General features: G+C 32.6%; 16 protein-coding genes. 12 read left to right on the plus strand and 4 right to left on the minus strand.

Going from position 1 to position 19,138, the window contains the following annotated elements; genetic code table 11:
- Nucleotides 1-191 precede the first annotated feature (191 nt).
- From D3P13_RS14320 to D3P13_RS14375, 12 genes are all read left to right on the plus strand, one after another.
- The gene (locus D3P13_RS14320) at nt 192-1,736 is read left to right on the plus strand and encodes a glycine--tRNA ligase (RefSeq protein WP_117883560.1); all 1,545 of its coding nucleotides are present in this window, start codon (nt 192-194) and stop codon (nt 1,734-1,736) included.
- Between the two features lie 178 nt (nt 1,737-1,914).
- Complete coding sequence (locus D3P13_RS14325; RefSeq protein WP_117883561.1) at nt 1,915-2,376, plus strand: (2Fe-2S)-binding protein; 462 nt, start codon at nt 1,915-1,917, stop codon at nt 2,374-2,376.
- Between the two features lie 11 nt (nt 2,377-2,387).
- A complete protein-coding gene (locus D3P13_RS14330; protein WP_117883562.1) occupies nt 2,388-4,532 on the plus strand; it encodes a xanthine dehydrogenase family protein molybdopterin-binding subunit in 2,145 nt (714 codons plus the stop codon).
- 83 nt (nt 4,533-4,615) lie between these two features.
- Entirely contained in the window at nt 4,616-5,650 is a 1,035-nt protein-coding gene (locus D3P13_RS14335) for an XdhC family protein (protein ID WP_117883563.1), read from the plus strand.
- Nucleotides 5,651-5,653: 3 nt separating this feature from the next.
- A complete protein-coding gene (locus D3P13_RS14340) occupies nt 5,654-6,271 on the plus strand; it encodes a nucleotidyltransferase family protein (protein ID WP_117883564.1) in 618 nt (205 codons plus the stop codon).
- Nucleotides 6,272-6,302: 31 nt separating this feature from the next.
- Nucleotides 6,303-6,416, plus strand: a complete 114-nt coding sequence (locus D3P13_RS22450) for a PLDc N-terminal domain-containing protein (protein ID WP_117883565.1) — start codon at nt 6,303-6,305, stop codon at nt 6,414-6,416.
- Between the two features lie 19 nt (nt 6,417-6,435).
- Nucleotides 6,436-8,721, plus strand: coding sequence for a beta-N-acetylhexosaminidase (locus tag D3P13_RS14350; RefSeq protein WP_117883566.1), 2,286 nt, complete (start codon nt 6,436-6,438; stop codon nt 8,719-8,721).
- A 143-nt stretch (nt 8,722-8,864) separates the two neighbouring features.
- Nucleotides 8,865-9,467, plus strand: a complete 603-nt coding sequence (locus tag D3P13_RS14355) for a TetR/AcrR family transcriptional regulator (protein ID WP_117883567.1) — start codon at nt 8,865-8,867, stop codon at nt 9,465-9,467.
- A gap of 51 nt (nt 9,468-9,518) precedes the next feature.
- Nucleotides 9,519-10,319 (plus strand): haloacid dehalogenase type II, encoded by an 801-nt coding sequence (locus D3P13_RS14360; RefSeq protein ID WP_117883568.1) that lies wholly within the window; start codon nt 9,519-9,521, stop codon nt 10,317-10,319.
- Between the two features lie 110 nt (nt 10,320-10,429).
- The gene (locus D3P13_RS14365) at nt 10,430-11,092 is read left to right on the plus strand and encodes a peroxiredoxin-like family protein (RefSeq protein WP_198680033.1); all 663 of its coding nucleotides are present in this window, start codon (nt 10,430-10,432) and stop codon (nt 11,090-11,092) included.
- Nucleotides 11,093-11,488 carry a hypothetical protein gene (locus tag D3P13_RS14370; RefSeq protein ID WP_117883570.1) on the plus strand — a complete coding sequence of 132 codons (396 nt, stop codon included), beginning with the start codon at nt 11,093-11,095 and terminating at the stop codon, nt 11,486-11,488.
- A complete protein-coding gene (locus D3P13_RS14375; protein WP_117883571.1) occupies nt 11,485-12,219 on the plus strand; it encodes an SDR family oxidoreductase in 735 nt (244 codons plus the stop codon). Before D3P13_RS14370 ends, D3P13_RS14375 begins: the two co-directional genes overlap by 4 nt.
- A 73-nt stretch (nt 12,220-12,292) precedes the next feature.
- Here the strand turns inward: D3P13_RS14375 and D3P13_RS14380 are convergent, their stop codons facing one another.
- The 4 genes from D3P13_RS14380 to D3P13_RS14395 all read right to left on the minus strand — a co-directional run bounded on the left by D3P13_RS14380 (nt 12,293) and on the right by D3P13_RS14395 (nt 19,109).
- Nucleotides 12,293-12,868: a DUF3575 domain-containing protein gene (locus D3P13_RS14380; protein ID WP_117883572.1), complete on the minus strand. Its 576-nt coding sequence runs from the start codon at nt 12,866-12,868 to the stop codon at nt 12,293-12,295.
- Nucleotides 12,869-12,907: 39 nt separating this feature from the next.
- On the minus strand, nt 12,908-13,477 hold the full coding sequence (locus tag D3P13_RS14385; RefSeq protein ID WP_117883573.1) for a DUF3575 domain-containing protein: 570 nt from the start codon (nt 13,475-13,477) through the stop codon (nt 12,908-12,910).
- A 104-nt stretch (nt 13,478-13,581) separates the two neighbouring features.
- Nucleotides 13,582-14,706, minus strand: coding sequence for an efflux RND transporter periplasmic adaptor subunit (locus tag D3P13_RS14390; RefSeq protein WP_117883574.1), 1,125 nt, complete (start codon nt 14,704-14,706; stop codon nt 13,582-13,584).
- Nucleotides 14,707-14,792: 86 nt separating this feature from the next.
- Nucleotides 14,793-19,109, minus strand: coding sequence for a CusA/CzcA family heavy metal efflux RND transporter (locus tag D3P13_RS14395; RefSeq protein WP_117883575.1), 4,317 nt, complete (start codon nt 19,107-19,109; stop codon nt 14,793-14,795).
- Nucleotides 19,110-19,138: the final 29 nt, after the last annotated feature.

The following is a 19,138-nucleotide window of genomic DNA, read 5'->3' on the forward strand; positions in this document are numbered from 1 at the left end:
AGCATAAACTAGTTTTTTAAACTTTATCTCTTTGACTAAACGATATTATAGAACTCCATTTTCGCCTTTATTTCCTCTTGAAATTCTACTCTAGACCTCAAAAAAGCTGTCCATTGAAAAAAAAAATAATATTTTTAGTTTAAACGCAAAAAGTTTAAATCAATTCATGTATAATTTTCTATTTTTGCAACATGATAAAACCAGAAGATCAATTTAAAAAAGTTATCTCTCATGCTAAAGAATACGGTTATGTATTTCAAAGTAGTGAGATTTACGATGGCTTAAGTGCCGTTTACGATTATGCTCAGAACGGAGTTGAACTTAAAAAAAACATACGCGACTATTGGTGGAAAGCCATGGTGCAATTAAATGATAATATTGTGGGTTTAGATGCTTCTATCTTTATGCATCCTACTACATGGAAAGCTTCAGGTCACGTTGATGCTTTTAATGATCCATTAATAGATAACAAAGATTCTAAAAAACGTTACAGAGCTGATGTTTTGATAGAAGATTATTGTGCTAAAATAGAAGGCAAAATAAATAAAGAAGTAGCTAAAGCTGAAAAACGTTTTGGAGATTCATTTAACAAAGAAGAGTTTGTAAGCACCAATCCTCGTGTTGTAGGTTATCAAGAAAAAATTAATAGTATCTTAACTAGGATGGGGAAATCTTTAGAAAAAGAAGACCTCGTAGACGTCAAAGCTCTAATTGAAGAATTAGAAATTGCAGATCCTTTATCTGGCTCTCGAAATTGGACTGAAGTGAAACAGTTTAACCTAATGTTTGGCACCAAACTTGGGGCTTCTGCCGATTCTGCAATGGATTTATATTTACGTCCAGAAACGGCTCAAGGTATTTTTGTCAATTTTTTAAATGTCCAAAAAACAGGACGAATGAAAATTCCTTTTGGGATAGCTCAAACAGGTAAAGCCTTTAGAAATGAAATTGTTGCACGTCAATTCATATTTAGAATGCGTGAGTTTGAACAAATGGAAATGCAATTTTTTATTAAACCAGGAACTCAAAAAGAATGGTTTAAACACTGGAAAGAAGCCCGTTTAAAATGGCATCTATCATTGGGTATGGGCGAAGAAAATTATCGTTTTCACGATCATGAAAAATTAGCACATTATGCAGATGCTGCAACCGATATAGAGTTTAAATTCCCTTTCGGATTTAAAGAATTAGAAGGAATACACTCGCGTACAGATTTTGATTTAAAACAACATGAGGAGTTTTCTGGTAAAAAACTTCAGTATTTCGATCATGAAGAAAATGCAAGCTACACACCTTACGTTTTAGAAACGTCTATAGGCTTAGATAGAATGTTTTTAGCAGTATTCTCAAATGCTTTAGTAGAAGAAGAATTAGATAACAATACCACAAGAACCGTTTTAAAGTTACCAGCAGTATTGGCACCTACAAAAGCGGCTATTTTACCATTACTTAAAAGAGATGGTTTACCAGAAGTTGCGAAACAAATTGTAGAAGATTTAAAATGGGATTTTAACGTGTTTTATGATGAAAAAGATGCCGTTGGTAAGCGTTATAGACGTCAAGATGCTAACGGAACACCTTTTTGTATTACCGTTGATCATGAGACCCTTGAAAATAATACAGTAACCATTCGACATAGAGATACAATGGAACAAAAACGTGTTAAAATTGAAGATTTACGAGAAATTATCAAAAAGGAAGTTGACGTTAAGCATTGGTTACAAAAAATGAACTAAATAGATTAATCAATTCTATTTTAAAAACGCAATAAGTATTTCTTATTGCGTTTTTTTGTTCATAATATATTATCGCAGATTGTTAAATTCATCAAACCGCATTTATTTTTTTATTAACTTGCTAGAATTCTATAACTTATCACAAGTAATTGGTTTATTTTAACTAAACAATCTTCAAATGGCAAAATTCAAACTACAAGTAAATAATAAATCTTACGACATAGAGGTAAGTGAAGATACTCCTATTTTATGGGTGTTACGAGATCATCTAAACCTATTAGGTACAAAATACGGATGTGGTATTGGCCAATGTGGTGCGTGTACCATCCACCTAAATGGCGAACCTGTTAGAAGTTGCTCTTTACCAATTTCATCAGTTGTTGATAATTCCATAACTACTATTGAAGGTATTTCTGAAGCTGGAGATCATCCTGTTCAATTGGCTTGGAAAGAAATTGATGTTCCACAATGTGGTTACTGCCAAGCGGGACAAATTATGACAGCCACTGCTTTTTTAGAGAAAAACCCTAAACCAAATAGCGATGAAATTAGAGATGCCATGCATAGTAATATTTGTAGATGTGCCTCTTATAACCGTATTGAAAAAGCTGTTGCTAAAGCAGCCACTGCTAATAGTTAATTCCGAGATAGATGAAATCACAAAAGAAAAACATAGATAGAAGATCGTTTTTACGAACATCAGCTCTTGCTGGAGGAGGAATGATCATTGGGTTTAATTTATTCAATGCATGTAAACCTAAGGTAAAACCTGCAATTGATATATCTAAACTTAATTTTAATGATTTTAATGGATTCATTAAAATAGCAGACAATGGAATGGTCACCATTTTTGCACCCAATCCTGAAATTGGACAAGGTGTAAAAACGTCAATGCCAATGTTAATTGCTGAGGAATTAGATGTTTCTTGGGATAATGTTCATGTAGTCCAAGGTGGATTAGATATGGATGTATTTCAAAGACAAGTAGCAGGCGGAAGTCAATCCATTAGACATGGTTGGGAACCGTTACGGCAAACAGGAGCAACCGCCAAGCAAATGTTAGTCAATGCGGCAGCTGCAAAATGGGGAGTTGACGCTAAGGAATGTAGTGTGGAAAACGGGGTTATTTCTAACAAAAAAGGCGAAAAACTAGGATATGGTGAAGTAGTGCTCGATGCTGCAAAATTAGAAGTACCCAAAGATGTCAAATTAAAAAATCCTAAAGACTTTAAAATCATCGGTCAAGATGTTCAAAATGTTGACGTTGATGAAATTATAACTGGTAAATCTTTATTTGGAATCGATTTTAAACGTGAGGGTATGTTATATGCCTCGGTAATGAGACCACCAGCATTTGGGCAAAAATTAGTTTCTTTTGATGATGCCGAAGCTAAATCCAAAGAAGGTGTGGTTGACGTTTTTCAATTTGGGGATAAAATAGCTGTTTTAGCAACTAGTACATGGATTGCCATGCAAGCCAAAAAAAATTTAAAAGCTACTTGGAAAGAAGATACAACTCTAGAAAGCACCGAAGATCATGACAAAATATTGTTTGATTTATTAGCGGGAAACACATTTGAAACCCTCCGAAAAGATGGTGATATTAATAAAGCTTTTAAGGAAGCAGATTCTGTTTTGGAACGTACTTATGAATCTCCATTCCTACCTCATAATTGTTTAGAACCTATGAATTTTTTCGCTGACGTCACAGATAAAAAAGTGGAATTAGTAGGTCCCATTCAAACTCCAGCAGGTACTGCCAATAGAATTGCTAAAGAATTAGAAAGAGATATTAAAGATGTTTCTTTAGAAATGACACGTATGGGTGGTGGATTTGGAAGAAGATTATATGGTGATTTTGCCATAGAAGCGGCTTTAATATCAAATATTGCAAAAAAACCTATACAAGTACTTTTTTCAAGAGAAGATGATATGGCTGATGGTATTTATAAACCCGCCATTAAGTACAACATAAGTGCTGCCATAAAAGATAGTAAAGTTACTGGATATCATTTAAAAGAAGCGGCTATAAATAGTAATATGTATGGATTAATTTCCAACTTTTTTCCTGCAGGTGCTATAGAAAACTACCAAGTAGATATAGCTAATTATAAAAGTAATATTACTACAGGAGCATGGCGAGCACCTTATACTAATTTCTTAGCCTTTGCAGAACAAAGTTTCTTTGATGAATTGGCTGAAACTATGGATGTTGATAAAATTCAATTACGTTTAGATTTACTACAAAATGTAAAAGGTACAACAGATGAACGCATTGAATATTCGCCAGAACGTTTAGAAGCCGTAATAAACGAGGCTGTAGAAAAATCAAATTGGGGAAAAGTAGACAAAAACACATATCAAGGATTTGCGGCATATTATTGCCATAATACGCATGTTGCCGAAGTGGCTGATGTGGTTATGGAAGCTGGCGTACCTGTAGTAAAAAAAGTTACTTGTGTATTAGATTGTGGTATTGTTGTAAATCCATTAGGAGCAAGAAACCAAGTGGAAGGTGGTGTACTTGATGGAATTGGCCACGCTATGTATGGCAATTTAGAATTTAAACAGGGTGTACCGCAGTCTACAAACTTTCATAATTATCGTTTGGTAAGAATGAAAGAAACACCGAAAGTTGAAGTTCATTTTATTAAAAATGAAATAGCACCAACGGGTCTAGGCGAACCTGCTTTACCACCAGCAAGTGCAGCTGTAGCAAATGCTATTAAAGCTGCAACGGGTATTCGTATTACGAAACAGCCTTTTATTAATGCTAGTGAAAAAATTTTTGGTTGAGAAAAAACAAATTGAAATGTTAGTTTGATTACCACGCTAGTACTGCGGTGTCTCGATAACCTTCGTCCTTAATACTGAATTTAGTGACTCACGAATTTAAAAAAATAATAAAAAGCTTTCAAAAAGCAATAGAAAGTCGATTACAATGCGTTATTGCCACTGTTGTAGCCTTGGAAGGCTCATCATACAGAAAGCCGGGTGTACGGATGCTCATTATCGAAAATGGTACTATGATTGGTGCTGTTAGCGGTGGTTGTGTGGAAAAGGAAATATTAAAACAATCGTTTTCTGTTTTTAAAACAGGAACTCCGAAAGTAATGACATACGATGGTCGCTATAGACTGGGATGTGAAGGTACATTATATATTTTGCTAGAATTATTTAATCCCGAACCTAGTTTTATTGATGCATTTAATTCTAGTTTAGATCAGCACAAAAGTTTTACTGTCAATAGTTATTTTTCAAAAAAGATTGATGCTGATAAAAATTACGGTTCTACAATTTTATTTGATGATTCTCTAGAGTTTACTTTTAACCAATTTGTAAATAAAAGTGAAAACCCCTCCAACAATCTTTTTAATCAGACCTTGAAACCATGTTTTAGATTGGTCATTATTGGTGCGGAACATGATGCTGTTGAACTTTGTATCTTTGCTTCTTCATTAGGTTGGGATGTCATTATTATCACTTCCCCTACTGACCCAAAATCCATTGAAGATTTTCCTGGTGCTCACAAAATACTTCATGAAGCTCCTGGTTTGTTTGACAACTCTATTATTAAAGAGCAAACTGCGATTGTTTTAATGACTCACAATTACGCCAAAGATTTTCAATATTTAATGGCGATGAAAGAAATAATACCTGATTATATTGGTGTATTAGGTTCTGTAAAACGAAGAGAAACTTTACTTAACGATTATATGGAACACAATCCTCTTGTTGATGATCTATTTATCGAAAAAATTCACAGCCCAGCAGGATTAAATATAGGAGCGATAACACCACAAGAAATTGCATTATCTATTTGTGCTGAAATACTTGCCGTAACTCGCGGTGCAAATCCAACTTCACTGAAAAATGTACAACAAGGAATTCATACTGATAATTACCTATCTTAGACCGTGAAATCAATTGTAAAACCACAAAATATAGCCATTGTTATTTTGGCTGCCGGAGCTTCATCTCGTATGAAAAGCATAAAGCAACTATTACCATGGAAAAAAACTACATTATTAGGCAATGCTATTCAACAAGGTTTATTAGCGAATGTTATTACCGTTTATGTCGTTTTAGGAGCTAATAGTGAAGTAATTCGGCCAGAAATAAAAGATTTTAATATCGAAATTATAGAAAATGAGAGTTGGGAATTAGGTATGGGAAAATCCATTGCTTGTGCTATGAATTTTATAAACAACTCCCCTACTCAGTTTGACGGTATTCTAATTACTTTAGCAGATCAACCGTTATTAATGGCAAGTCATTACAACAAAATGATTGGTAAATTTACAGAAAACAGCACTAAAATAATAGCTACCAAGCAAGATACTACGATTGGTGTTCCTGCAATTTTTAGTCGTAAACATGTTAAACAATTAGTTTCCTTAAATGAAGATAAAGGAGCGAAGGCGGTAATCAAGAAAAACATGGATGATGTGCTTTTAGTTGATACTAATGGAATTACTGTGGATGCTGATACTATGAATAATTATAAAGAATTGTATGAGAAATATGGAAGGTAAATATTGTTTTTAAATTTGACTCTAGGTAGATATTTCAAAAAGAAAGTTTAATGAAAATGAAAAAGTGGTTTGGGTATTTGTAGTTTTACTTTTCAACTTCATTGAAACAATAATATATTTTACAATTGGTAGTAAACTAAAATAAAAAATCGAATTCCAAATCTATGAAACTTCTCAACCTACTTATATTGTGCACTTTAGTCATAGCAATTTCGTGTAAAACGCAACCTATCGAAAAAACAGGAATAATTCCACAACCAAACGAAATAAACTACCAAGAAGGGACTTTTACAATCGCAGAAAAAACGACAATTGTAGTAGAAAACTCAAAACAGAGTCTATTAATTGCTTCAAAACTGAATGCCTTTTTAGCTAAAAACTTTCATCTAAATCTTAAAACCTCAACAGAACCTCAAACAAATGCTATCCAATTATTGGTAACTAGAAAAGAAACCAAAACAGAAGGATATCAATTAGATATAACCAAAACTGGTATTGTAATAACAGGAAACTCTTACCAAGGTTTGTTTTATGGTCTTCAAACCTTAAAACAGATGCTTACTCCGAAAACATTGATAACAAAACCTACACTAAATTTTGTAAATATAAAAGATGCTCCAGAATTTGGTTGGAGAGGTATGATGTTAGATGTTTCTCGTCATTTCTTAAGAAAAGACTCCGTTAAAAAAGTAATTGATATTTTGGCAATGCATAAAATGAATAAGTTTCATTGGCATTTGGTAGATGGTATTGGTTGGAGAATTCAGATTGATAAGTATCCAGAATTAACCAAAAAGGGAGCATGGAGAAAAGTTAAAGAAAATAGTACACCATGGGAAAATTTTGAGACTACTTATAAAGATAGCGAAGGTGAAGTATATGGAGGGTTCTATACAAAAGACGATATAAAAGAAATAGTTGCCTATGCTGCCCAACGTTATATTGATATAATTCCTGAAATTGAAATGCCTGGGCATTCTGAAGCAGCATTACAATGTTATCCAGAATTGAGTTGTGATGGTCTTGGAACATCAGGCGTTTATTGTGCAGGAAACGATAAATCTTTTGAATTTTTACAAAACATTATCAGCGAGGTTGTACCGCTTTTCCCATACGAATATTTACATATTGGTGGTGATGAAGTAGGTAAAGACACTTGGTTGAGTTGCGAAAAATGTAAAAAAAGAATGAAAAACGAAAACTTACATGATGGCGAAGAATTACAAAGCTATTTTGTAAAACGTATGGAAAAATTTGTACATGCTCAAGGCAAAAAGTTAATTGGATGGGATGAAATTCTAGAAGGCGGATTACCTGAAAGAGCTACTGTAATGTCTTGGAGAGGATTTGAAGGCGGTATTGAAGCTGCCAATGCAGGTCATGATGTAGTTATGTCACCAGGTTTTCCGTTGTATTTTGACCATAACCAAGGTAAAAGTGAATATGAGCCACCTTCGTGGGGCGGTTATAACGATCTGCTTAGTGTTTATAATTTCTATCCTGTACCTGAAGATATTACAGCAGATAAAAAGCATCATATCCTTGGTGCACAGGCCAATCTTTGGACTGAACAAATTAAAACTTTAAGCCATATTGAATATATGATGTTGCCAAGAATAGCTGCATTATCAGAAGCTCTTTGGACTAACCCGAATCAAAAAAATGAACAAGATTTCATTAAGAGAATAGATATTCATTTTGATAGGCTCACAGCATTAAATTATAATTTTGCAGGCAGTGCCGTTTCACCAGATTATAAAGTTACTTATGACAAAACCAGTAAGGAATTTGTGTTAGAATTAAAAAATGAATTGGGCATCTATGATTTAAAATATACTTTAGATGGAATTGCTCCAACAACAAGTACAGAAATTTATTCAAAACCAATTCGTTTTTCTGCTCCTATTGAATTGTATGCACAAGCGTTTCGTAAAGATGAACCTATTGGATTTCCATTGATAAAAATGTTCTCAACTGGTTTCAGTGAAAAATGTAAAGTTACCTACACCAACCCATATAATGAAAGTTACAACGGCGGGGGTGATCAGGCCTTATTTAACAATAAATTTGCCAACGCACGTGGCGATGACCCTAATTGGCAGGGCCTTCCTAAAAAAGATTTTGAGGTAACCATCGATTTAGGCGAATCGAATAACCTATCATATATTGGTTTGAACTTTTTTCAACATATTGATGCTACATCTGTAATGTTACCAACTGAGGTAACAATAGCTGTTTCTGAAGATGGTATTACTTATGAAACTGTTTTTAACCAAGCGTTGATATCCATTAAGTCCAGAGCTCCAATTATAAAAAGAATAGAAGCCAAATTTACTGCACAAAATGTTTCTTTTGTTAAAATTACTGCGAAAAACAGAGGGAAATTGCCTGAATGGCATATCCGTAAAGGAGATGCTTGGGTATTTATGGATGAAATTTCTATGAAATAGAGCCCAGACCCAAACAATCCTAACAACCTGTTTGTTAAATAATTAAATTGCATAAATTTTAATTTTGTGATTATAAGAGTTAATCAAAGTTAAATAATAGTTAAAAACATTCGTATAGGTATGTTTTAATGTACATTTGCATCATGCAACAAGATTTAAAGTCAGAGCTGACCAAACAATTAATAATAGACAAAGCTTTTAACCTATTTTACGAAAAGGGTTTTAAAACGACGAGTATTGAAAAAATAATGAAAGCGACAACGCTTTCAAAAGGTGCATTTTATCATCATTATAAAAACAAAAAAGAATTAGGACTAGAAGTTATTGGGTTGAAAATACAAAAAAGAGTTTATGATGGTATGATATTCCCTTTAAGTGAATCTGGAGATGCCTTTAAAATAATAGAATCAACTTTTTTAAATAGAATAAAATCATTTCCTTTTTATGATAAGAAACACGGATGTCCAATGAATAATTTTATTAATGAAATTGGCGATTATGAATTGGCCTATCAAAATGCACTAAAAAGTATCGTTGAAAACTGGAAAAATGCTCTTGTAGCATTAATAGAAAGAGGAAAAAAGGAAAATTCAATTAACAATACTATTTCTAGTAAAGCGGTTGCTGTTTATTTAATAAGTGCTTTTGAAGGCATTAGAGGACTTAGAAAACTTTACGTTGACGATTTGATTCTTGACGATTACATTATGGGACTCTCTTTATATTTAAAACAATTAAAACCTTAATTCTTTGCATCTAAAACATATGCAATAGAATGTTTATAAAAATTTAAAAAAATGGAAAATAACAGAAGAAATTTTATCAAAAAAACAGCACTAGTAGGATTAGCTGGTGCGGCCATACCTCAATTTGGTTTTGCCAAAAATAACGTTAAAAGTGAAATTGAGAACAACTTTATAAATAGACCTAAAGTGCTTTTTTTCGATGTAAACGAAACGTTGCTTGACTTAACGGCTATGAAAAATAGTGTTGGAAAAGCACTTGGAAATAGAAGTGATTTATTACCCTTATGGTTTACAACCATGTTGCAATACTCATTAGTCTCCACTGTAGGAAGGCAATACAAAGACTTTGGAGTAATTGGTGCTGCAGCTTTACAGATGGTAGCATCAAACAATAATATATCTATTTCTGAAACGGAAGCTAAAGAAGCTATTTTAGGTCCGATACGATCGTTGCCTGCACATCCTGAAGTAAAAAAAGCACTTGCCGAATTAAAAAATGCCGGATATAAATTGGTGTCATTTACAAACTCATCAAACAAGGGTGTTGAAACACAATTTAAAAATGCCGGACTACTTGACCTTTTTGACGACAGATTAAGTGTAGAAGATATTGGCAAATTTAAACCACATGCCGATACTTACGATTGGGCAGCCAGAAAAATGGGTATTGCATCCAATGAATGCTTATTAGTTGCGGCTCATGGTTGGGATATTGCAGGTGCTCTTTGGGCAAATTGGAGAGCAGCCTTTATCAGTAGACCTGGAGCACAATTATATCCATTAGCCCCTACTCCCGAAATTAACGAGTCAGATTTAGCATTGATAACTAAAAAATTAATTGCACTAAAATAATAGCTCCATATTATTTCATAAATCATAAATAGAGTACTTCGTTATAGCGACATAGCCGTGCTAAACATTTTTACTATTTATAGTTGATGGTGTAAAAAACAAAAATGATCATGAAACAAAATAGCATAGAAAGACCTTTAGAAAAAGAATTAAAAGATCGTAAAGCAAGTTTTGCAGCATCTGCTTCCATTGAGAAAAAAACAAAATACGCAGAAGGAATAAAATCAGTAGTTAATAGTCATATTGTAAGCAACGCTTTGCAAGTAGGAGATACTGCCGTTAACTTTACCCTTACAAATGCATCTGGCAAAAACATAACTTTATCTGATGAACTTAAAAAGGGCCCCGTCATATTAATGTGGTACCGCGGTGGATGGTGTCCCTATTGTAACATGACACTACATTACATGCAAGAATCACTTTCTGAATTTAAGAAATATGGTGCTAGTTTATTGGCATTAACCCCTGAGCTTCCAGATAATTCAATTACAACCAAAGAAAAAAACGAATTGCAATTTGAAATTTTAAGCGATATCAATAATGAGGTCGCTCATCAATATAAAGTAGTTTTTAAATTAACTGATGACGTTGCAGAAATTTATGAAAATAGTTTTGAATTGAGCAAATATAATGGCAATGACAAGGCTGAACTACCACTCGCTGCTACTTATATTATAGGGCAAGATAAAGTTATTAAATATGCATTTTTAGATGCTGATTATAGAAACAGAGCAGAACCGAATGATTTAATCACATTCTTAAAACAAAATTAAATGAAGAAAATAATAGATCAAATAATCAATATTATTACAATAGCTGTGATGACCTTTTTTGCAATTCCTAAATTATTGGCTAAACCTCAAAGTACTGCTGGGTTTATCCAATTTGAAAAAGTCATTCACTTAGATGCCGATTTTTTTAGAATATTTACCGGAATCTCAGAATTAGGCTTAGCCCTACTTGTACTTATTTTTATATTCAATAAAAACGAAACGATTGGTAAAATAGCTTATACATTTTTATTAGTGACGATGTTAACAGCATTAGGTCTTGAATTTTTTGCTAGACCAGAACCAAAAATAGTACTTGTAATTATAGCAATTTTTCTAGCATTGTTATCTATTTACAAATTGAAAACGATAAATAATTTACCTAAAATTAAATTATGAAATTAGAAAAAAAAGTAATTATTGTAACAGGTTCTTCTAAGGGTATAGGAAAAGAAATTGCCTTACTTTTAGCTAAGAATGGAGCTAAAGTAGTTGTAAATCATTCGAATAGTGAAGCTGAAGCACAAGCAACAGTAGAGAGCATTTTAAAAAATGGCGGTAAAGCTATTTCCATAAAAGCAGATGTGAGTCAAAAGGATCAAGTTATTCATTTATTTGATAAAACCATTGAGACATATGGTAAAGTTGATGTTTTAATTAATAACGCTGGCATCATGATTTCTAAAAAATTAAAAGATAATACACAAGAAGATTTCAGTAAACAATTTGACATTAATGTTCGAGGAATTTTTAACACCCTACAAGAGGCTGAAAGTAAATTGGCTGACAATGGAAATATTATTAATGTATCTTCAAGTACAGTCAAATTAATGTTCCCAACCTATGCTTTATATTCTGCTTCAAAGGCCGCAGTTGAGCAAATGACACGAGTATTTTCTAAGGAAATAGGTCGAGGAATTTCTGTAAATGCCATTGCCCCTGGAGCTACAGAAACAGATTTATTTTTAAATGGTAAAACACCAGAATTTATTGAAAAACTAAGTGCAATGAATGCATTTAATAGATTAGCACAACCAATTGACATTGCCAACGTTGTTTTGTTTTTAGCAAGTGATGAATCCAAATGGATTTCAGGTCAAGTAATAGGAGCCAATGGTGCTTTGATATAAATAGAAAACTAGGGTTTCTCTTTTATATAATTCATTAGAAGTCCTAGTCTTTAATTTCTTAATACTAAAAAACTTACCATCTATATCCAATTAAAGCTCCAACTCTACGGACAAAATCTGTAGCTATATTATCATTTGAAGTATAAAGGTTCCTTCCTACTCCTCCATAGATTTCAAAAACAAATCCTTTACCACTGACAAACTTTCCACCAACGGAAACACCTATTGCAAAATTATTTGAAGTAGCTTCGAAATCTTCAATTACAGGGTCATATTCATTTTCATAACCTGAATTATTAAAGTTTTCTTGAACATTATACATTCCAAAGCCCTCAATAAAAAAGGCCCTGGTATATCTATTTAAAAAATTGTAGCGATAGTAGGGTGTAAAGGCAAATTTTTCGTTGTAATACAATTCAAATACATCTTCAAAATCAGACAATTCATTATCTTTTAAATTGAAGAAAAAAGAGGCTCCAACTGAAGATTGCTCATTTAATAAGTGTTCATAGGAAAAATCGACCACTTTTAACCCAATAAGATTAAAAACATTTACTTTTAATTCATTTCGTCTGACATAATCATTTTCATTCTGTGCATCAGTATACAATGAAAATAAAAGAGTAAATACTAAAATTATTTTTTTCATAAAACGAATGCTTATGCTATACCAACGTAAAAAATTTAACTACCATCTATATCCTAATGAAGCCCCTACCCTAGGTACTAATTCCGTTGCGAAATCTTTATTTGATTGATAGATATTTCTACCTATTCCTCCATAAATTTCAAAAACAAAACCTTTACTGCTAACAAACTTACCTCCAACAGAGATTCCTATGGCAACATTATGAGAAGTTTCATCAACAGATGTTTGCTCGATATAAGGATCAGTTATATAATCATAATATCTGCCATCATAGTCATCTTGAACATTATACATACCAAAAGCTTCTAAAAAGAATCCCCAAGCATATTTACTAGCAAAAAACCTTCGATAAAACGGGGTGAAGGCAAATTTTTCTTCATAAATAGGTCCATCCTCATAAGTATCAGAATCTTGTAAATTAATTAATAATGAAGCCCCAAAAGAAGATTCAGAATCGATTAAATACTCATACGAAAAATCAACTGCTTTAAAAGCAATGATGTTCAAGGCATTGACCTTTAATTCATGTTTCTTTACAGGCACATCATCATTTTGTGCAAATGTTACTACGGTAACTAATAAAAATAGGATTGCGATTAATTTCTTCATTGATTGATTTTAAGATAAGTAATTAAATGTTATACCATTTTTAGATGCACGAAAAAGAAATTGGTTGCTTTTTTATATCACTGTATATTGTCAACCTAAAATAATTAACCTTCATTCAATAACATAAAGGCACCCTTTACCAATATTTCTTTATCTTTTAAAACATCACTATTCAAAATTTCAATATACGCTTCCGTTTTATCTCCTATTTCTAATTTTATACTTTCAAAATTATAACCGGTATCATTTTTATTATTTACAACTAAGGTATAAAAGTCATTCCCTATTTCACCAACAGCATTAACAGGTAACGCCAAACCTTTTTTAGTATTAGTAATAATTTGGGCTTCGGCAAACATACCTACGATCAAATTAATATCTTCATTTTCTAAGTGTGCATGTACTTTAACCGTTCTATTAGCTTCATCAATTGTTGTACCCACTAAATGCACTTCTGCCATAATCACTTTATCTGAAGCTTCTGATATTTTAAACAACACCTTTTGTCCTTTTTTAACATTTAAGATGTCTTTTTCAAAAACAGACAATTCTAAATGTAAATGGTCGGTGTCTACTATTTCCAAAATAGTATTAGCAGGTGATACGTACATTCCATTACTTACATTTACTTTTGAAATTGTACCCTCTATTGGTGCAAATATATTTATTTGAGAAGTAAAATTACCATTTTCAACAGCTTTAGGATTGATATTCATCATCCTTAATTTTTGTTGTAATCCCTTAGATTGTGCCATTGCACTTTTATAGGTACTTTCTGCTTTTAAGTAATTTTTTTGAGAAGTAATTTTTTCTTCAAACAATGTTTTTTGTCTTTCGTATTCAGATTTCAAATAATTGAGCTGTTCTGTTATTTCAGCATATTGCTGCTGTAATTCAACAAATTCAGTATTTTCTAAGGTAACTAACAACTGCCCTTTTTTAACTTTATCGCCAATTAAAAGAGGTGTTCTTTTAATGTAACCACCTAAAAAAGAACTTACTTTGGCCTTATTTTGTGGAGGAACATCAATCATTCCATTTACATTTATACTTTTATTAAAATCTTGCTCTGTAAACGAACCTAATTTCATTTTCTCAGATTCAAATTGAGCTTTAGTAACTTCAATTAAATCAGTACCTGAAGTTACTACTTCATCATTTTCTTGTTTTTCAGAATTTCCACAAGCTGATAAAAAGAGTGCGAATAAAATAATATATAAATTTTTCATGTGTTTAAATTAATTTTAAATGTTTGATATTTAGCTATTCCTTTTTTTAAGAAATAATACCTTTTCCTACTTCCCCCAATGAGGTGCTATAAGGTTAAATAATTCATGGCAATAACAGTATCATTGTATTTATTGAGGTTCTCTAAATAGGTTAACTCAATATCCTTTGAAGTTTCAACACTTTGTATGTATTGAAAAAAGTCAATTTCACCATGTTTAAAACTTTGTTCTGCCGTTTTAATAATCTCTTCTGAAAGTTGTTTTCCTTGCGTTTCATAATACATTACGGCCTCATTATATTGATTAAGTTCGGCCATCAGTTTTGCATAACTAGTTGTTAACTTCACTTTATAATCTGTTTGCTCTTCTTTTATAATATTTTGAGCAATTTTTGATGCTTTAATTTTTGACGACTTACCTCCAAATAATAATGGAATTTTAATACCGAACTGATAGCCTATCATTTGCTGATTTAAAGAACTGTTTGAGCCTTGAAAATATTGGATACTCAAATCAGGTAACAGGCTCTGTTTTTCTTTTTGCTGCAAGGCTTTATAATAAAAATCCGCATTTTGGTAATAATTCAAGCCCACATTATCATCTATAGCAATACGTTGCACTGGTAGTTTTACCAATGGTTGTGACAGCACCAAAATACTATCGACCTGAACAACTGCTTTTAATTGTTCGTTCATTAAAACCACTTCTTGTTTCGCTTGCTTAAATAATGTTTGTAACTGCCGTTGTTTAGATTTTGCAGTTATCATCTCCAAATAATTAGTTTCTCCCAGTTCAAATCTACGTTCCGCTGCTTTTGCAAAATTGGCATACAAACTATCTAAGAATTGATACTTTGCTGCTTTGTTTTGAGCGTAAACAACATCGTAATATGCTAAATACACGTTACGTTTTACTATTTCTAATTTAATGTTATATTTAGACTGTTGCATTTTATAATCTGCCTTACCAACTTTTTTATCGGCAAAATAAACGGTAGGAAACTTAAAATCTTGCTGTACTCCAAAAACTCTTAAAGGCAAATTATTACTACCCAAATTACTTTCATCATAATTATAATACACAGTTGTTTTATCAAAATCAAAAGCACCACCAATTAGGGCATTACTTTTATCAGCCATTAATGCCGATGCCTTTAGCTCGGCATTATTTTTTATTGCCAATGTTACCGCTTTATCCGCAGTTAAGGGTTCTTGTTGTGCATTTACACTTACAGTAAGCAACACTATTATTATAGATGCAATTCCTTTTTTGTTCATTTTAATTTCTTTTTTATCTTCGAACCAAGCATATAAAACGGGTAATACTACCAACGTTAAAAAAGTTGCCGTAATTAAACCTCCAATTACTACCGTTGCCAATGGTCTTTGTACCTCAGCACCCGCATTGGTAGAAATAGCCATGGGTAAAAAACCCAATGCAGCAGCCATGGCGGTTAATAAAACAGGTCGCAAACGTTCAGAAGTTCCTCGTAAAATACGTTCATTAATATCTTTAACACCTTGCTCTTTTAGCTCTTTAAAATGTTCTATCAATACAATACCATTCAATACTGCTATCCCGAAAAGGGCAATAAAACCAACACCTGCCGAAATACTAAAGGGCAGCCCTCGCATCCAAAGTAACAATACTCCACCAACTGCAGCTAAAGGAATAGCAGAATAAACCATTAAGGCCTCTTTTATAGATCCAAAAGCAAAATGAAGCATAATAAAAATAAGTATCAAGGCAATAGGCACCGCAATTTTTAAACGATCTTTGGCACTTTGCAAATTCTCAAATTGACCACCATAAGTAATTGTATAACCCGGAGGTAATTTTAATTGCTCATCAATTATTGCCTGAACATCATCTACTACTGATTGTAAATCTCGGTTACGAACATTAATACCGACTACAATTCGACGTTTTGTATCATCTCTAGAAATTTTTGCTGGACCTGATGAATATTTAATTTCTGCCAATTCACTCAACGGAATTTTTTGCCCATTAGGAGTATCAACATATAAATTTTGAAGGCTGGATAAATCTTTACGATGATTAGCATCTAAACGTAAAACCAAATCAAAACGCTTTTCACCTTCAAAAACACTTCCAAGAGATTCACCTGCAAAGCCCATGGTTATTAATTGGTTTAAATCGGCAATGTTTAACCCATACCTCGCAATTTTGCTTCTATTAAAAGTTACACTCATTTGCGGTAAACCAGCCACTTTTTCGACAATGATATCTGAAGCACCATCAACATTTGTAATTAGTTTTTTAATTTCATCAGCTTTTTTAGCTAGGATATTTAAATCTTCTCCAAATATTTTAATAGCAACATCTGCTCTTACGCCCGTAATCAATTCATTAAATCGCATTTCAATAGGTTGTGTAAATTCGACTTCCATACCTGGAATTACTGCGAGAGCTTCCTTAAATTTATCTGCCAGTTCATCTTTACTTGAAGCAGACGTCCATTGCTTTTTGGGTTTTAGTTTAATAATAACATCACTCTCTTCCATTGACATTGGATCTGTGGGTACTTCAGCAGCACCAATTCTGCTGACTACTTGATCTACTTCCGGAAAATTATCTAATAAAATATTTTCTATTTTAGTAGTAATATCTATGGTCTTACTTAATGAAGTTCCTGTTTTTAAAACGGGTTGAATAACAAAGTCTCCTTCATCTAACGTTGGAACAAACTCCCCTCCCATTCTACTAAAAATCCAACCACTTACTACTAACAAAAGTATTGATAGACCTATTACTAATTTTTTATTAAAAAGTGCCCATTTAATAACTGGTTTATATTTCGTATTCACAAACTTCATCAATCTCACAGAGATATTCTTATCACTTTGCTTCGCTGGTTTTAAAAATATAGATGCTATTACTGGAACATAAGTTAAACAGAAAAGCATTGCTCCAATTAAGGCAAAACTAAATGTTAATGCCATGGGTTTAAACATTTTTCCCTCTACACTACTTAATGATAAGATTGGAATAAAAACAATTAAAATAATTAATTGACCAAAGATGGCAGAGTTCATCATTTTTGAAGCTCCTTTTAGTGTAACCTGATCTATTTCACCTTGCCGTTCCTCTTTTGATAACGCTAAAATATGTGAGCTTTTTGATGTTATTTGAAAGGCAATAAACTCTACAATAATAACGGCACCGTCAATGATAATACCAAAATCTATAGCCCCTAAGCTCATTAAATTGGCATCTATACCAAAAATATACATTAATGAAATTGCAAAGAGTAAACTAAGAGGAATTACAGATGCCACTACCAAACCAGAACGCCAGTTACCTAATAATAAAACGACTACAAAAATAACAATGAGGGAACCTAAAATCAGATTTTCTGCCACTGTAAACGTGGTTTTTCCAATCAACTCGCTACGTTCTAAGAATCCATTGATATAAACCCCTTCAGGTAACGTTTTTTGAATGGAAGCAACACGGTCTTTTACCGCTGTAATAATTTCATTAGAATTTCCATCTTTGAGCATCATTACCTGTCCAAGGACCTTCTCGCCTTCACCATTTCCTGTAATTGCACCAAAACGTGTAGCACTTCCAAAGCCAACTATGGCAATATCTTTTATATAAATTGGGTTGCCCTCTGTATTTTTAACAACAATATTTTCAATGTCCACTAAAGATTTAACTAAACCCTCCCCTCGTATAAAGAAGGCCTCGTTAGATTTTTCGATATATCCACCACCAGCAACGCTATTATTTTTTTCTAAGGCTGTATAAATATCAGCAATAGCAATATTCATGGCCTTTAATTTTGTGGGATTTATAGCCACTTCGTATTGCTTCAAATAGCCTCCCCATGTATTTATCTCTACAACTCCTCGAATACCCGATAGCTGTCTTTTTACAATCCAATCTTGAATAGTACGTAGCTCAGTTGTTGAGTATTTATCCGCATAGGCTGGTTTTACATCTAAAATGTATTGATAAATTTCACCTAAACCCGTAGTTATTGGTCCCATTTCAGGAGCCCCAAAACCTTTTGGTATTTTCTCAGAAGCAGATTTTATCTTTTCTGCAATTAATTGTCTTGGTAAATAGGTGCCTAAGTTGTCTTCAAAAACGATGGTAACTACTGATAAACCAAATTTTGAAACGGAACGTATTTCAACAACCCCAGGTAAATTAGCCATCTCTAATTCTATAGGATAGGTAATAAATTGCTCCACATCTTGTGTTGATAAATTCCTTGAAGTAGTAATGACTTGTACCTGATTATTGGTAATATCGGGTACTGCACCAATAGGAATTTTAGTTAATGAAAACATTCCAAACCCAATAACAAATGCAATAAATAATAAAATAATTGGCTTGTTTTTTAAGCTAAATTTTATGATGTATTCTAACATAATTCATTTTAAAAATAATTAATAATACA

This window comes from Aureibaculum luteum (assembly GCF_003449015.1).
Classification (GTDB): domain Bacteria; phylum Bacteroidota; class Bacteroidia; order Flavobacteriales; family Flavobacteriaceae; genus Aureibaculum; species Aureibaculum luteum.

Bases quoted from the DNA above. Each gene is read 5' to 3' on its own strand.
- D3P13_RS14320 (WP_117883560.1), top strand. From the start codon at position 192: ATGATAAAACCAGAAGATCAATTTAAAAAAGTTATCTCTCATGCTAAA.
- D3P13_RS14325 (WP_117883561.1), top strand. From the start codon at position 1,915: ATGGCAAAATTCAAACTACAAGTAAATAATAAATCTTACGACATAGAG.
- D3P13_RS14330 (WP_117883562.1), top strand. From the start codon at position 2,388: ATGAAATCACAAAAGAAAAACATAGATAGAAGATCGTTTTTACGAACA.
- D3P13_RS14350 (WP_117883566.1), top strand. From the start codon at position 6,436: ATGAAACTTCTCAACCTACTTATATTGTGCACTTTAGTCATAGCAATT.
- D3P13_RS14355 (WP_117883567.1), top strand. From the start codon at position 8,865: ATGCAACAAGATTTAAAGTCAGAGCTGACCAAACAATTAATAATAGAC.
- D3P13_RS14360 (WP_117883568.1), top strand. From the start codon at position 9,519: ATGGAAAATAACAGAAGAAATTTTATCAAAAAAACAGCACTAGTAGGA.
- D3P13_RS14365 (WP_198680033.1), top strand. From the start codon at position 10,430: ATGAAACAAAATAGCATAGAAAGACCTTTAGAAAAAGAATTAAAAGAT.
- D3P13_RS14370 (WP_117883570.1), top strand. From the start codon at position 11,093: ATGAAGAAAATAATAGATCAAATAATCAATATTATTACAATAGCTGTG.
- D3P13_RS14375 (WP_117883571.1), top strand. From the start codon at position 11,485: ATGAAATTAGAAAAAAAAGTAATTATTGTAACAGGTTCTTCTAAGGGT.
- D3P13_RS14380 (WP_117883572.1), bottom strand. From the start codon at position 12,868: ATGAAAAAAATAATTTTAGTATTTACTCTTTTATTTTCATTGTATACT.
- D3P13_RS14385 (WP_117883573.1), bottom strand. From the start codon at position 13,477: ATGAAGAAATTAATCGCAATCCTATTTTTATTAGTTACCGTAGTAACA.
- D3P13_RS14390 (WP_117883574.1), bottom strand. From the start codon at position 14,706: ATGAAAAATTTATATATTATTTTATTCGCACTCTTTTTATCAGCTTGT.
- D3P13_RS14395 (WP_117883575.1), bottom strand. From the start codon at position 19,109: ATGTTAGAATACATCATAAAATTTAGCTTAAAAAACAAGCCAATTATT.